At 37.0% G+C, this 15,775-nt stretch carries 15 protein-coding genes; 2 read left to right on the top strand and 13 right to left on the bottom strand.

All coding sequences use genetic code 11. The annotated features are described in order from the left end of the window. Positions 1 to 1,785 (bottom strand): ABC transporter ATP-binding protein, encoded by a 1,785-nt coding sequence (locus ACFSFW_RS04900; RefSeq protein ID WP_304220190.1) that lies wholly within the window; start codon positions 1,783 to 1,785, stop codon positions 1 to 3. A 3-nt stretch (positions 1,786 to 1,788) separates the two neighbouring features. Further along, positions 1,789 to 3,537: an ABC transporter transmembrane domain-containing protein gene (locus tag ACFSFW_RS04895; RefSeq protein WP_388035636.1), complete on the bottom strand. Its 1,749-nt coding sequence runs from the start codon at positions 3,535 to 3,537 to the stop codon at positions 1,789 to 1,791. 164 nt (positions 3,538 to 3,701) lie between these two features. On the opposite strand from ACFSFW_RS04895, the gene ACFSFW_RS04890 reads away from it, so the two are divergent. Next, positions 3,702 to 4,091, top strand: a complete 390-nt coding sequence (locus ACFSFW_RS04890) for a VOC family protein (RefSeq protein WP_099362933.1) — start codon at positions 3,702 to 3,704, stop codon at positions 4,089 to 4,091. 85 nt (positions 4,092 to 4,176) lie between these two features. Here the strand turns inward: ACFSFW_RS04890 and ACFSFW_RS04885 are convergent, their stop codons facing one another. From ACFSFW_RS04885 to ACFSFW_RS04870, 4 genes are all read right to left on the bottom strand, one after another. After that, positions 4,177 to 4,401 carry a YneF family protein gene (locus tag ACFSFW_RS04885; RefSeq protein ID WP_099362934.1) on the bottom strand — a complete coding sequence of 75 codons (225 nt, stop codon included), beginning with the start codon at positions 4,399 to 4,401 and terminating at the stop codon, positions 4,177 to 4,179. 87 nt (positions 4,402 to 4,488) lie between these two features. Beyond that, positions 4,489 to 4,929, bottom strand: a complete 441-nt coding sequence (gene sirA, locus ACFSFW_RS04880; protein ID WP_304220192.1) for a sporulation inhibitor of replication protein SirA — start codon at positions 4,927 to 4,929, stop codon at positions 4,489 to 4,491. 145 nt (positions 4,930 to 5,074) lie between these two features. Next, on the bottom strand, positions 5,075 to 7,078 hold the full coding sequence (tkt, locus tag ACFSFW_RS04875) for a transketolase (RefSeq protein WP_304220193.1): 2,004 nt from the start codon (positions 7,076 to 7,078) through the stop codon (positions 5,075 to 5,077). Between the two features lie 112 nt (positions 7,079 to 7,190). Then, a complete protein-coding gene (locus ACFSFW_RS04870; RefSeq protein WP_304220194.1) occupies positions 7,191 to 7,421 on the bottom strand; it encodes a DUF896 domain-containing protein in 231 nt (76 codons plus the stop codon). 407 nt (positions 7,422 to 7,828) lie between these two features. Here ACFSFW_RS04870 and lexA point away from each other — a divergent pair, with 407 nt between their 5' ends. Then, complete coding sequence (gene lexA / locus ACFSFW_RS04865; RefSeq protein ID WP_099362938.1) at positions 7,829 to 8,455, top strand: transcriptional repressor LexA; 627 nt, start codon at positions 7,829 to 7,831, stop codon at positions 8,453 to 8,455. A gap of 87 nt (positions 8,456 to 8,542) precedes the next feature. On the opposite strand, the gene glnA is transcribed toward lexA, so the two are convergent. The 7 genes from glnA to miaA all read right to left on the bottom strand — a co-directional run bounded on the left by glnA (position 8,543) and on the right by miaA (position 15,733). Next, complete coding sequence (glnA, locus tag ACFSFW_RS04860) at positions 8,543 to 9,877, bottom strand: type I glutamate--ammonia ligase (protein ID WP_304220195.1); 1,335 nt, start codon at positions 9,875 to 9,877, stop codon at positions 8,543 to 8,545. A gap of 55 nt (positions 9,878 to 9,932) precedes the next feature. After that, complete coding sequence (locus tag ACFSFW_RS04855; RefSeq protein ID WP_099362940.1) at positions 9,933 to 10,334, bottom strand: MerR family transcriptional regulator; 402 nt, start codon at positions 10,332 to 10,334, stop codon at positions 9,933 to 9,935. Between the two features lie 109 nt (positions 10,335 to 10,443). Next, a complete protein-coding gene (locus ACFSFW_RS04850; RefSeq protein ID WP_388035630.1) occupies positions 10,444 to 11,724 on the bottom strand; it encodes a methionine gamma-lyase family protein in 1,281 nt (426 codons plus the stop codon). A gap of 13 nt (positions 11,725 to 11,737) precedes the next feature. Then, positions 11,738 to 13,003, bottom strand: a complete 1,266-nt coding sequence (gene hflX, locus ACFSFW_RS04845; RefSeq protein ID WP_388035626.1) for a GTPase HflX — start codon at positions 13,001 to 13,003, stop codon at positions 11,738 to 11,740. 109 nt (positions 13,004 to 13,112) lie between these two features. Next, positions 13,113 to 14,060, bottom strand: coding sequence for a stage V sporulation protein K (gene spoVK / locus ACFSFW_RS04840; protein ID WP_245864116.1), 948 nt, complete (start codon positions 14,058 to 14,060; stop codon positions 13,113 to 13,115). A 406-nt stretch (positions 14,061 to 14,466) separates the two neighbouring features. After that, positions 14,467 to 14,691 (bottom strand): RNA chaperone Hfq, encoded by a 225-nt coding sequence (gene hfq, locus ACFSFW_RS04835; protein ID WP_057999880.1) that lies wholly within the window; start codon positions 14,689 to 14,691, stop codon positions 14,467 to 14,469. A gap of 94 nt (positions 14,692 to 14,785) precedes the next feature. Next, positions 14,786 to 15,733, bottom strand: a complete 948-nt coding sequence (miaA, locus tag ACFSFW_RS04830; protein WP_388035622.1) for a tRNA (adenosine(37)-N6)-dimethylallyltransferase MiaA — start codon at positions 15,731 to 15,733, stop codon at positions 14,786 to 14,788. Positions 15,734 to 15,775: the final 42 nt, after the last annotated feature.

Raw genomic sequence — 15,775 nt, 5'->3', positions numbered from 1 at the left:
TTACATAACTGCATTTTCTACATGATCTACACTGCCATTCTGCAGTAAATACATTTTGTAATATAACCCCTTTTGAGCTAATAATTCTTTATGTGTTCCCCTTTCTACAATTTCCCCTTGATGTAATACCAAAATTAGGTCCGCGTCTTGAATTGTTGACAATCGATGGGCGATTGCGATTGTCGTTCTTCCTCTCCTCATTTTTTCGAGTGCCTTTTGAATCTCTTCCTCAGTTTCTGTATCGATGTTTGCGGTCGCTTCATCCAATACCAATATTTTCGGATTCGTCACAATGGTCCTTGCAAACGCGAGAAGTTGCCTTTGACCACTTGAGAAAGTCGAGCCTCGTTCTACTACCTGAAAATCATATCCACCTTCTAGTTTTTTAATAAAACCATCTGCCTGAACAAATTTAGCTGCTTCTTCAATATCGTGATCTGTAATATCTGGATTATTTAAACGAAGATTGTCTTTAATGGTCCCAACAAATAAAAATGGATCCTGGAGCACTAAGCCCATTTTATGACGAAGTTCATTATTTTCATACGAGCTAATAGAATGTCCATCGATTAAAATATCTCCACGTTCAATATCATAAAACCTCATTAATAAATTTACAATCGAACTTTTCCCACTACCTGTATGACCAACAAGAGCAACTGTTTCACCTTGTTTGGCTGTAAAAGAGATATTTTTTAATACATCTCGTTTTCCATCATAAGAAAAGCTGACATTTTTAAATTCAATTTCTCCTTTTTTAACCGATGGATTTTCGGTCCCAATTGTTTGTGGTGCTAGCTCATCGTGATCAAGAAGTTCAAATACCCTTCCTGATGCAACAACTGCTTGCTGCAGCAGAGATAAACGCATCATCATGTTATTTACTGGCTCAAAGAACCGTTCAAGATAATTTACAAATGCATAAAGTACACCAATTTCAATCGGACTCTCAAGTGATGAAATACCGAAAAAGCTAAGCACCAGAATAATTGTCACGATATAGATGAAATCAACTGCCGGTCTCAGTAACAAACCATCTAGCTTAATATTTTTGATTCCCGCTTGATAATGCGCATCATTGATTTCAGCAAACTCACGACGTAGTCTTTTCTCTTGTCGAAACACCTGAATAATAGCCATTCCTTGAAGTGATTCATTAAGCTTTGCATTTAACTGACTAATCCGTTCTCTCATATCGTGGTAATATTTAGAACTGAATTTGCGATAAGTTTGCATTAAAATAAATAGAATTGGAATTAATAGTAAGCAAATGAGAGCAAGCTGGACATTAAGATAAAACATCGCAATAAAAATTCCGATTAAAAAGACACCGTTTTGTACAAAAGTCGCAACAACCTCTACAAACATATCCTTGATTGCTTCCGTATCATTCGTAACCCTAGACACAATACTGCCACCTGGTGTTTTATCAAAATACTTTAATCCAAGCTTGTGGACCTTTGAAAATACCTCAATACGCATTTCACGAATGATTTTCAATGCGATTTCTTGAAACTTTACCAATTGAAAATACTGAAGGATTACCTTTGAAAAATGAATAAAAAGGTAAATGGCCCCCAAATAGATTAATGGTTGGACTGGTAAATGTCGTGGTGTTAAATAATCATCTATGAAAATTTTTATTAATATTGGTCCAACAATGTCCGCAATCGTTGCAAGTAATAGCAAGAGGAATGCAAAAATAAACTCTCGAGTATGCGTTTTCGTATAGGAAAGCAGTCTTATTAATGCAACCCTTTGGTCTTTCTTCGTCATTTTGTCCATATTCTACCCTCCATGCTCAACAAGAGATTCAAGCTGTTGACGATGATACATATCACGATACCATCCATCTTCCTCCATAAGCTCGTCATGCGTACCATGTTGAGCGATCCTGCCATCCTCTATAACAAGAATCTGATTGGCGTGCTGAATCGCACTTAAACGATGTGATGTGATGATCGTTGTTTTTCCTTGTCGATTTTCTCGTAAAGCACGTAAAATTTCCTCTTCTGTTTTAGCATCAACTGCAGATAATGAGTCATCAAGAACTAATATTTCCGGGTTCATTAAGAGAGCTCTAGCAATTGAAATACGCTGCTTTTGTCCTCCTGATAAAGACACCCCACGTTCACCAACAACTGTTTCATATCCGTCAGTGAACTGCAAGATATCATCATGGATATTTGCAAGCTTTGCTGCTTCGAAAACTTCGGTTATTGTTGCATCCGGTTTTGCAAACGCGATATTATCCGCCACTGTTGCCGAAAAAAGAAAATGATCCTGCGGAACATACCCAATACCTTTTCTTAAGGCGTCTAGGGTATATCCTTTAATCTCTTTTTCACCTATTAATATCTTACCTTCATAGCCTTCTATTTCACGAATTAATAGTTTTAACAATGTCGTTTTCCCTGCACCCGTTTTTCCAACAATACCAAGTGTATGGCCTTGCCTTAAGTGAAAATAGATCTCATTAAGAGTCTGTTTTTGTTCTCCAGGATATGCAAATTTAGTAATCGAAAAAGCGACATCACCTGAAGGAGTCGTCTCACTCGCATTCTCACAATCTTTTATTTCCATAGGTTCAGCCAGGAGCTTTGAGACCCGGTCATAGGATGCTCTTCCACGTTCAACTATATTAAATAGCCATCCAAAAGCAAGCAGTGGCCAAATTAACAGACCTAAGTATGTTGTAAAAGTGACCAATTCTCCTAGTGTCATTTCACCAGATAGCACATACCTGGAACCGAACACAAGTGCTAGAAAGAAAGAAATACCTACAATTAATGAAATCGTTGGATCATAAAGGGCATCAACCTTTGCTACTGAAAGATTTTTTTGCACAACATCATCGGACTGCTTACGGAAGACATTTGTATCCTCTTCTTCCTGCCCAAAGGTTTTAATAACCTTTATTCCACTAACACTCTCTTGTACTTTATCATTAAGGCTAGAAAAAGCTTCCTGCGCCTTATGAAACCGTCTATACAATAGAGTTCCATAATAATTCGTTGAGAGAGCCATAAACGGCAATGGAATAAGACAAATTAAAGTGAGCTTCCAATTTATTGTAAATGCCATCGTCAATAAGACGAACCCACCTGTTGCTAGTGAGTCAACTAATGTCAGGACACCTGAGCCCGCTGTCTGTTGAATCGCTTGCAAATCATTTGTGGAATGTGCCATTAAGTCACCAATTCTTCTTTTTTGGAAAAATCCTTGCGACATCTTCGTAAAATGTTCATACAAACGGTTCCTAAGTAATCTAGCTAATTTGACGGACGAACCAAAAATCATAATCCTCCAAAAGAACCGAACGATATAAACGGTACACGCAGTTCCTAACAAAATAGCCAACCACTTAAATAAGATTTCTTTGGTCAGTGTACCCTGTGCAATAAAATCAACCGTCATACCAATTACTTTTGGTGGAACTAGTTCCAATAAAGCAACAATCATTAATAAAAAAATACCAGTAATGTAAGATTTTTTTTCTTGTTTAAAAAACCACATTAAATCTTTAAAGATTTTCATCCTATAGTCCTCCGAAAGACGAAATAAGTGCCATAATAGTTTACCAAATTTTTAAAACTCTAGGAAGATGCTTCCAAGCTTTTAGTGAGAAATAAGTGTAAAATATTCTATTTGCTTAAAAGTTTTACTATAATGGGGTTAGAGAATAAATGAGGTGAATATTCATGATTAAATATAAGGAACTTCATCATGTGAGTTTAACGGTAACGAATCTTGAAAAGGCAAAGGATTTTTACAGCAATATTCTATGTTTAAATGAGATTGAACGGCCTAATTTTGATTTCCCTGGTGCCTGGTATGCAATTGGAAACCAGCAGTTACATTTAATTTACCTACCGGAATCTCAAACAATTCGAAAGGATAAAAGTATTAGTAGTCGCGAAGGACATTTTGCACTAAGAGTTGAAAACTACTATGACACATTAAATTGGTTATCCATAAATAATGTGACCGTCTTAGAAAAACCGGATAGTGTCAGCGGTTTTGCGCAAATCTTTTGTGCGGACCCTGATGGAAATTTAATCGAGCTTAATGTAGATCAAATGGAATTATAAGAATGTATACAAAAAAGCCACTTTTCCAGTGAAATTCTCACTAGAAAAATGGCTTTTTATGGTAGTTGTATGCATGTCCAAGTAATTATTGCTTGTCCATTTGACCGTTCATTGCTTTTAGCATTTGATTGATCTTCTTTTGAGATGGCTTTTGACCCATTTGCATCATCATTACTTTTAGCATTTGCTCATTGATTGGTGGATTTTTCTTCAAGTAATTCATCATGTATTTACGTGCAATAAAAAATCCTAATGCAACGCCACCAAGTAAAGCTACCACGATTAGTAAGATAGCTAACCACATTTGCATAAAAAAACTTCCTCCTTCATGTTGTCTCATTACAGTGTACTAAACCATTAGCTATTATACAATATTTGTTTTATGTTTTCCTAGCTTTTATACAAACTTTCTTTCTTTAATCGGGTTTAGCCACCCATATTTGTTTACTTTAAAATCCATTGCTAGGAAACAACGATCATATTTACGAAGGATTTCAAAAAATGCCGTCTCAGCTTCATAGCTGCCCGTAGACTCTAAATGGATGTAATCATTATGTATCGTTAGTTTTGCAAAGCTATTAAATTCATTCCATTCGAGAGTGTGCATATGACTTTGACGCCTATAATAGGAATAATGAGCTAGGCTTCCTTCAATTTTTTTGTGGATACGTAATGATGGAATCGCCCTTGTAATAAATTCAATTTGCTTATTGAGTATTTCTTTGCGTTCATGTTTTGATTGGTTATGCTCTAAAAATAAATGATAGATTAGTGATTCACGACCAAAGTAATGAGTTGCAAATTCTTCTTCTATTAAATAAATGTGGTATTCTCTCATACTCTTTCCTCCTAATACTACCTATTAAGAATAGTATATTCGAAAGAGTCTGTGATTTTTGTCTGACGTTGGAGTAAGAATCGTCTAGTTTTGTCGAAACTTTTGTTTATGTAGAAAAGGGGCCCGAATTGACCCCTATTTATTTTTATTGAAGCAGTTGTTTAACCCGGTTTACTACATTTTCAACTGAGAAGCCATATTCCTTCAGTACGATTTCACCGGGAGCCGAAGCACCAAATTCATGGATACCAAGGATTTCTCCCTCATCACCAGTATATCTTTCCCAACCAAGTGGTGTTGCCATTTCAATCGCTAAACGTTTTTTCACATTTGTAGGAATAACGGACTCTTTATATTCTTTTGACTGTGCCTCGAAGCGGTCCCAAGAAGGCATACTTACAACTGACACCTCAATATTTTCACTTGCGAGTTGTTTTTGTGCTTCAACTGCTAGACTAACCTCAGATCCTGTTGCTAATAAAAGAGCTGCCGGCTGGCCAGATTTTGCAGGTGATATAACATAAGCACCTTTCTGTACACCTTCATAAGCTTTCTCAGCTGTTCCTTCTAGTGTTGGTAGGTTTTGTCTCGTTAAAATTAGAGCTGTTGGAATTTCTTTCGATTCAATAGCCGTTCTCCATGCAGCCGCCGTTTCATTTCCATCCGCTGGTCGAATGACAGATAAATTTGGCATTGCACGTAATGCTGGCAATTGTTCAACAGGTTCATGTGTTGGTCCATCTTCTCCAACCGCGATACTATCGTGGGTGAATACATAAGTTACTGGAATTTTCATTAAAGCAGCTAATCGAATGGCCGGTCGTAAGTAATCAGAGAATACGAAGAATGTTCCCCCATATACCTTAACACCGCCATGAAGTGCCATCCCATTTAAAGCAGCACCCATTGCGAACTCACGTACTCCAAACCATATATTCCGACCACTGTAATCCTTAGGCATAAAGTCGGCAGCACCGTTAATCATTGTTTTATTTGATCCCGCTAAATCAGCTGAGCCCCCAAAAAATTGCGGCACACTTTTGGCGATTGCATTTAATGCTTCACCAGAAGATGCTCGGGTTGCAAGCTTCTTACCCACTTCATAAACTGGCAGTGTGTTCTCCCAACCATCAGGAAGTCTACCCTCTATCGCCATGTCTAACTGCTTTCCAAGCTCTGGGTTAGTTTCCTTATAACGACTGAACATTTGGTTCCATTCTTGTTCGCTTTGTTCTCCAGTTCTTTTCACTGTTTCCTCAAAATGAGTATAGACCTCACTAGGAACGTGAAAATCATTTTCAAACGTCCAGTTATACGCTTCCTTCGTTAATTTTAATTCATCGGCTCCTAATGGTTCTCCGTGTGCCTTTGACTTTCCAGCCCGATTTGGAGAACCATAACCAATAGTCGTACGAACCTCAATGAGTGCTGGACGTGATAAATCTCCTTTAGCCTCTTCTATCGCTTTATCAATCGCTTCTACATCATTTCCATCCTCAACACGTAGATATTGCCAGCCATAGGCCTTATACCTTTGTTCGATTGATTCTGAGAAAGCTTGATTAAGATCTCCATCAAGAGAAATATCGTTGGAATCATATAAAACAATTAGTCGACCCAATTTTAAATGTCCAGCTAATGATGAAGCTTCACCTGATACACCTTCCATCAGGTCACCATCACCACAAATGGCATATGTATAATGGTTAACAATTTCTAATGAGTCTTTATTGTAGACACCTGCTAAATGGCGCTCTGCCATCGCCATTCCAACAGCCATGGCAATACCTTGACCGAGCGGGCCAGTTGTTGCATCGACACCTGCAGTATGGCCGTACTCAGGATGTCCTGGGGTTTTACTGTCCCATTGGCGAAACTGCTTTAAGTCATCAATGGTTAAGCCGTAACCGGATAGGTGTAGCATACTGTACAATAATGCAGAGCCATGACCCGCAGATAATACAAATCGGTCACGGTTGAACCAATTTGGGTTCTTCGGGTTATGTTTCATATGTCGAGTCCACAGAGCATATGTCATGGGTGCGGCTCCCATTGGCATTCCTGGGTGTCCTGAATTTGCTTTTTCAACTGCATCAATAGAAAGTGTTCGAATTGACGCTATCGACAAGTCAGTTAGTGATTGTGTCATAAAAGTAAACATCCTTTCAAAAGTTTCTTGTGAACTAACATCAAACATAGCAGTACTTTCATTGATAGTATGCACAAAAAAAAAGAATACATAGAAATCTATGTATTCTTTATTAATGTAATCTTTTCCGTTTACTGTCTTTCAGTTTTTCTGGGGTTACATCATTACCTTCAGGGTCAACGACTTTTACAGAATGTAATGTATTAGTCATTGAACTTCTAAAAACACGTAAGTACTCTTGTCGAAGCTCCTGCTGTTCTTCTTTTTCTTTATCCGTAAGACCAACTGTCTTCGCTTTTTTTGCAAGAGCATTGATCCGATCAATTTTATCTTTTGAAAGCATAATTTTTACTCCTTGTTTATTCTTTTCTAAATCATAGTTCATAGTACTAGATGAAAAGATATTTTACAAGTCATCCACATTACGCATTTAGCTTGCACTAATAATAACCATTCCCATACTTAATAAAACAAATAGTACATAATAGATAAATCCGCCTTGTAATTTCCTCAACATCTTTATTTCACTCCTATAGAATGTTTGTTCGTATTTTATATTTTTATTATAGACCGAACATTTGTTTTGTGTCAACATAAATTCGAACTTATGTTTGTATAATCTAGTAAAACATGCTATACTCAACTTAAGAAATTCGGTATTTGTCGAAATAACTTGGTCACCTGAACCGAGAGATTATGAAAAGAAGATTTAGATACATATAAAATATAAATGCAAGGGGATGAGCGAAGATGACAACGAAGCTTTCTAAAAGACAGCAGGATATATTGAATTACATAAAACAAGAAGTTAAAGATAAGGGCTACCCACCTTCCGTAAGGGAAATAGGTGAGGCTGTTGGTTTAGCATCAAGTTCAACAGTACACGGACATTTGTCTAGACTTGAAAGCAAAGGGTTGATTCGAAGAGACCCTACAAAACCTCGTGCCATCGAAATTTTGCAGGTTGACGAAAATGAAACAATTCCAACTGCAAACGTTGTGAATGTCCCGGTTATTGGTAAGGTTACTGCAGGCCAACCAATTACAGCTGTGGAAAATATTGAAGAGTACTTCCCATTACCCGATCGTTTTGCTGCACATGATGACCAAATCTTTATGCTTGAGATTATGGGCGATAGTATGATCGAAGCGGGAATTCTTGACGGAGACTATGTGATTGTCAGACAACAACATTCAGCGAACAATGGGGATATTGTTGTAGCTATGACTGAAGAAGATGAAGCGACTGTAAAACGTTTCTTTAAAGAAAAAGACCATTTCCGCTTGCAACCGGAGAACTCGATGCTCGAACCGATCATCCTCAAGAACGTATCTATACTAGGAAAAGTCATCGGTGTTTACCGCACAATTCATTAATTTAAAAAGGGAACATTTCATTTAGAAATGTTCCCTTTTTATGTAACAAAAAACCCTTAACACAAGGATGTGTTAAGGGTTCATTTATTAATACATCGTCAAATACTGCTCTCTCTCCCATGGATGAACCTGGGTTCTAAACATATCCCATTCAATCTCTTTTGCTTCAATGAAGTGTTCGAACAGATGTCCGCCTAACGCTTTGATTAACACTTCATCCTGCTTAAGCATATCTAATGCAAGAGATAAGGTTGGTGGTAAATCCACAATTCCTGCTTCATTACGCTCTTCTTTATTCATCACATAGATATTTCTGTCAACAGGTGCTGGTGGAGTCAACTTGTTCTTGATACCATCTAATCCTGCAGCTAATAATACAGCCATTGCCATATAAGGGTTTGCTGCTGGGTCAACTGAACGCACCTCAACACGTGTGCTTAAACCGCGTGAAGCCGGGATACGAACAAGTGGACTTCTATTTTGAGCAGACCAAGCCACATAACAAGGTGCTTCATAACCTGGTACTAGTCGTTTATATGAGTTAACAGTTGGATTTGTAACAGCTGTAAAATTAGGAGCATGCTTTAAAATACCCGCAATGAAATGTCTTGCATTTTCACTTAATTGTAGGTCCGCATTTGGATCAAAGAATGCATTTTCTTCACCTTTGAATAATGATAGATTACAGTGCATTCCTGAACCCGCTACGCCAAACAATGGTTTTGGCATAAAGGTTGCATGTAAACCGTGTTTACGAGCAATTGTTTTTACAACAAGTTTAAAGGTCTGAATTTCATCACATGCTGTTAAAGCATCTTCGTATTTAAAATCAATTTCGTGTTGTCCAGGTGCAACTTCATGATGAGAAGCTTCAATTTCAAATCCCATTTCCTCGAGCTCTAACACGATATCACGGCGGCAGTTTTCACCAAGGTCTGTTGGCGCTAAGTCAAAGTAACCACCATTATCGTTAAGTTCAAGTGTTGGTTCACCTTTTTCATTTAACTTAAATAAGAAAAATTCAGGTTCAGGGCCAAGATTGAAATTCGTAAATCCTAGTTCTTCCATTTCTTTCAAGACTCTCTTTAAGTTGTTACGAGGATCCCCTTCAAATGGAGTACCATCCGCATTATGAATATCACAAATTAAACGAGCAACCTTTCCTTTTTCCGCAGTCCACGGGAAAACTACCCATGTATTTAAATCAGGAAATAGGTACATATCTGATTCTTCGATACGAACGAAGCCTTCAATTGAAGAGCCATCAAACATCATTTTGTTGCTCAATGCTTTTTCTAATTGACTTACAGGAATTTCAACGTTTTTGATTGTTCCGAGAATATCTGTAAATTGTAAACGAATAAATTTTACATTCTCTTCATTTGCTAAACGAAAAATATCATCTTTCGTATATTTGGACATTGTGTTTCCTCCCCAAACCTAGTTGTAAGTATAGTTTTTTGTAATCTATATGCTATTAATGAAAAAATCTCGACATATCATTATGATGCGGACCTGATTGCTTTTTAAATCTTCCAGCTTGTAATAATTCATTCCTTAAAAGTTTTCTCAGCTCAGAATTCGTTATTTCCTGTTTCACAGGCTCCACAGGTTTTTCTTCCGTAACTTGCCCGGAATTTCGGACTGCGAATATTTGTTTAATTCCTGCCAGATTGACCTTTTGTTCGATCAAGCTCTTTATTTCAAGTAATCGATCAACATCATTAAATGAATATAGTCTTCGATTTGTTTCAGTTCTTGCTGGAGAAATCAAACCATTTTCCTCATAATAGCGAATTTGCCTTGCAGATAATTCCGTTAATTGCATGACAATTCCAATCGGAAAGAGTGGCATGGAACGTCGAATTTCGTCACTCATATGGGACCCTCCTTTTCGCAATGAATAAGTTAATATTATATGATGTTAGATTATCTGTCAACACTATGTTAGAAAACATAACATGAATATATAAATAAAAAAGAGGAGTTTAATCCTCAGTTTTTATTGAAATTAGTTGTTTTGAAAGCAATTGGTTAAGAGCAAGGCAGATGGCAATTTTTACATGAGAATAGGTAAGTCCACCTTGTACATATGCAACGTATGGAGGACGTGTTGGACCATCCGCTGTTAATTCAATGCTAGCACCTTGAATAAACGTTCCTGCTGCCATGATCACATCATCCTCATACCCTGGCATATAACTTGGATATGGAGTTACATGTGAGTTAATTGGAGAAGCATATTGGATTGCTTGACAGAAGGCAACCATCATGTCTTTGTTATCAAATTGAACAGATTGAATTAAATCTGTCCGTTCACTATCCCAGCTCGGCTCTGTTTTCAGACCGATTTTTTCTAATATCGCAGCTGTAAATACGGCTCCTTTTAATGCTTGTCCCACAATATGAGGTGCAAGGAATAATCCCTGATACATTTCCTGTAGAGAATAAAGAGATGCCCCTGCCTCTGCTCCAATGCCAGGCGACGTCATTCGATATGAGCAAGCCTCAACAAGCTCTTTTTTCCCCACTAAATATCCGCCCGTTTTTGCAAGTCCGCCTCCTGGATTTTTTATAAGCGAGCCAGCAATTAAATCAGCTCCAACATGACACGGCTCTTGTAATTCAACGAATTCACCATAACAATTATCAACAAAAACAACAACATCAGACTTAATTTCTTTGACGAACCGGACCATTTCTTTTATTTCTGCAATCGTGAAGGAAGGTCTTGTTGCATATCCTTTTGAACGCTGAATTCCAATCATTTTTGTATTTGCATGAATGGCCTTTTTAATTGCTTCAAAATCAGGTCTTCCTTCAGGTGTTAGATCGACTTTATTATAGCCAATATGAAACTCCTTTAAGGACCCATTTCCTGTACCCCTAATGCCCACAATTTCTTCTAATGTATCATATGGATTTCCTGTAATATAAAGCAATTCATCATTCGGTCGCAACACTCCAAACAATGCAATCGAAATAGCATGTGTCCCTGAAATGATTTGTGGACGTACAAGTGCTGCTTCCCCCCCAAAAATATGGGCGTACACCGCTTCCAATGTGTCTCGTCCAATATCATCATAGCCATAACCCGTTGAGGGAATGAAGTGAGAATCACTTACTCGGTTATCTTGAAAGCTTTTTAATACTTGATATTGATTGTAATCGATATTTTTATCAATCTTCGTATGTACCTCTTTAATTTGTTGTTCAGTTTCTTCAACTAATTTTGCGATTAGTTTACCATAATCTAATTCTGTAAACATGATGTTTTCCCCTTTATGAATGAAAATCTTCAAGTTGACCATTTAATGAGTGACTAGGAAAAATAAAACCTGTGCAATCGTATTTTTCCGCTTCTTCATTGTAACGTAGTTCTTTCAAAATCGTTTCTTGTTTTAAATGCGCTAATAGCCTACCTTCCGAGCTAGGTAGAGAAACCTTGTATTCTTTCATCTCCTCGATCATTGAATCCTCTACCCTTGTCTTAACCATCACTAAATCATTTTCATCAAATGCACTGACTAAAATTGATTTGGAGGTTGAAGAAGGAACAAAATCAGGATGAACTTTATCTTTCTTATTATAGATGGTCAGAATCGGAATGGATTCAACTCCTAGTTCATCTAAAAGCTTTATGACCGTTTTTTCATGGTTAAAATAATCAGGATTTGAAGAATCAACCACATGAACAATTAAATCTGCTTCTTTTACCTCTTCTAAAGTAGAGCGAAACGCAGCTATTAGCGAAGTAGGCAAATCTTGAATAAATCCTACTGTATCCGTTAATAGTGTAGTTAATCCACAAGGAAGAATCATTTTTCGAGTCATTGGGTCAAGTGTCGCAAACAATAAATTTTCTTCAAATGAATCTGCCTCGGTTAGTCTATTAAATAATGTCGATTTCCCCGCATTCGTATAACCTACTAATGCGATTTGATATGTATTATTTTTCTTTCTTCGTTCGCGATACCGCTCCCTGTGCTGTACAATAACGGATAATTGATTTTTGATATCATCAATCCGCTTATGAATATGTCTTCTATCGGTCTCAAGTTTTGTTTCCCCTGGCCCTCTCGTCCCAATACCGCCACCGAGTCTTGATAATTCAATCCCCTTTCCTGTTAATCGGGGTAATAGATACTGGAGCTGGGCTAACTCTACTTGTAATTTTCCTTCTTTTGAATTTGCTCTAGAAGCAAAGATGTCAAGAATCAGCTGGGTTCGATCAATCACTCTGGCTTGTAGACTAGAAGATAGATTCCTTACTTGGCTTGGAGATAACTCATCATTAAAAATGATCACATCAGGTTCTAGTTCTTCTTCAAGATGCACTAACTCTTCCACTTTTCCTTTTCCAATGTATGTAGCTGGATGGACTTTTGCACGCTTTTGCGTAACAGTCATCACAACTTGGCCTTTGGCAGTTTTAGTTAATGATTGTAATTCTTCGAGCGAATATTCAAACCGACTTTCGTCTTCATTTTGAATTTGACAGCCTACTAGTATCGCTTTTTCGATCTCTTTCTTTTGTTCGTTTACCAATCAATTTACCTACTTTCATGGAAGGTGATTTTCTTACGTTATCATATCAAATTTATTGAAACTATACCAATTTGAGATAAAATAAACCGCCTAGTAATAGGCGGCACGTTTATTCTTTGAAAATCAAATCCTGTGTTCTAATTGTCTGAAGGTCCTGTTTACTATACATATCGTCGATTAATAATCTCATTGCCTGACTTCGAATTGATTTTTCGATGATATTCCGAACATAACGCCCATTACTAAATTTTCCGGGGTAAGAATCCATTTTAACAGCGAGTAAATGCTCGCGTAACTTTCTTTCCGCCTCTGGACTGAAGACATATTCACGTTCCACCATCATTTTTGCTGAAATCTCCATTAATTGTTCAACTGTATAATCTGGAAAATCAATAACCAGTGGAAAACGGGAGTATAATCCTGGATTTAAAGATAAGAAATGGTCCATTTCTTTTGAGTATCCCGCTAAAATCAAAACAAATTCGTGCTGCTTATCTTCCATATGTTTTACTAACGTATCAATAGCTTCTTTACCAAAGTCTTTTTCCCCACCTCTAGCTAGAGAATACGCCTCATCAATGAATAAAATGCCACCAATAGCCTTTTTAATTAAATCTCTTGTCTTTTGAGCCGTATGACCAATATATTCCCCAACTAGGTCGGCTCTTTCTGCTTCGATGAGATGCCCCTTTGATAGGACGTTCATTTGCAGAAATAATTTCCCTAATAATCGAGCAACAGTCGTCTTTCCTGTTCCAGGGTTTCCTTTAAACATCATGTGTAATGCTTGTTTTCCAACCTTTAAACCCTGTTCTTCTCGCTTTTTATTAATATAAATCCAAGCATAGATTTCCTTTACCATTTTCTTCATTTCATCCATACCTACAAGAGCGCTCATTTCTTCCTCTATTTCTTTAAGAGCTGTATGTTTTGTTTGGATTTTCGTTGAAATGGCTTCTTTAGATGTCGAGTGTAATACTTTTAATTTCTTTTTCTCTCCATTTAAAACGACATTTATTTGTCCATTGTTCTTCATTGTAATGGGTTGTTGATCCAAGAGCTCTCACCTCTCATTTCAGTACATTATACGTTGTTGGGTTAATTTCGTGACAAAAGCCCAAGGAAAAAACAAAAGTGCAAGCGCCTTGTTCAGCCCTGACAAGCAAAAGACGATTTAGAATAGAAGGCGCTCTTTGCCTTCAATTCTAAAGTGGCTTATGACCTCGAGGGGCTAGGCGCTGGAACTGGACGTAAATTGTTAGACTTTTCCTTTTCCCTTTTTATTTCTACAATTTTCTCACTTTTATTACAAAAGACTCTTGCTTTTTGTCAAAGATTGCGCTTTCCCGGAAAATATTCCATAACACTATATGTATATGAGCGAATTTACAAATCTTGAAGAAAAATTAGACAAGATGAAAAAAACAACCTTACTGATAAAAGTAAGGTTGTTTTTTCGGTTACTATTCAAGCTCAAGTTTAATGTTTTTTTGTGGAGCGAAAGTAGAGATTGCGTGCTTATAAATAAGTTGCTGCTTCCCTTCAGTTTCTAATAGAACTGTAAAGTTATCAAAGCCTTTCACTAATCCTCGTAATTGGTATCCATTTAATAAGAATACTGTTACAAATGTCCCATCCTTACGCAGTGTGTTTAAAATTTGGTCTTGGATATTGATTGCTTGTTTCATGACATGTCCTCCTCTAGAATCTTCAGCACAAAATGCCGAAACTGTCATTGCCCAATTTTGGACAATCGAATACATCTTATTATTATCTATTCTCTTAAATTCCTAGCTTTCCTGCTATATATTTATAAATTTCATTAAATTTTTCTTTAAACTCATTATTTGCTGACATATCAAACCATTTTACATCCATTTTATTTCGAAACCATGTTAATTGTCGCTTTGCATATCTGCGAGTATTTTGTTTTAGTTGTTGGATTGCTTCTTCTAGCGATGTAGACCCATCTAAATAACTATAAAGTTCTTTATAGCCAATTGCTTGGATGGATTGGCAATCTCGTAAACCTTGAGAATGGAATGTTGTAACCTCTTTAAGCAGTCCTGACTCTATCATCAAGTCAACCCTATGGTTAATACGATCATACAATTTCTCTCGTTCCATTGTTAATCCAATTAGGGCAACATCATAGATAAGTTCATGCTTCTGCCCCTCCAAATATTCGGTCATTGTTTTCCCGGTTGTTTTATAAATTTCTAGGGCTCGAATGACTCTTCTTACATTGTTAGGGTGAATTCGCTCTGCGCTGGCCGGGTCTATTTCTTTTAGTTCCTGATAAAAAGGTTCAACTCCCCTTTCAGCAACTTTTTCTTCAAGTATATTCCGATACTCGGGATTTGAGGCATCATCTGTAAATTGATAATCATATAAGACAGATTGTATATAAAGCCCTGTACCCCCAACAATCATCGGTAATTTACCACGATTATGTATTTCCGTTATTAACTTTCTTACAACCTCTTGAAACTCCGCTACCGAAAAACTCTCATGTGGCTCCTTAATATCAATGAGATGATGTTGTATCCCTTCCATTTCATCTCTTGTGATTTTCGCAGTACCGATATCCATTCTTTTATAAATTTGCATGGAATCTCCGCTTATAATTTCGGCATTAAGCTTTTTGGCAAGCTCTATACTTAGTTTCGTTTTTCCAACAGCGGTTGGACCAATTAGAACGACAAGCTTTTCTTTTTTCAATTCTTCCAATCAATCACTACCTTTACCTCAATTCATACTATTATCGTAACA

The organism is Ferdinandcohnia salidurans (assembly GCF_042680725.1).
Taxonomy (GTDB): Bacteria; Bacillota; Bacilli; order Bacillales; family Bacillaceae_L; genus Ferdinandcohnia; species Ferdinandcohnia salidurans.
This window is presented reverse-complemented; position numbering and strand designations above follow the sequence as displayed.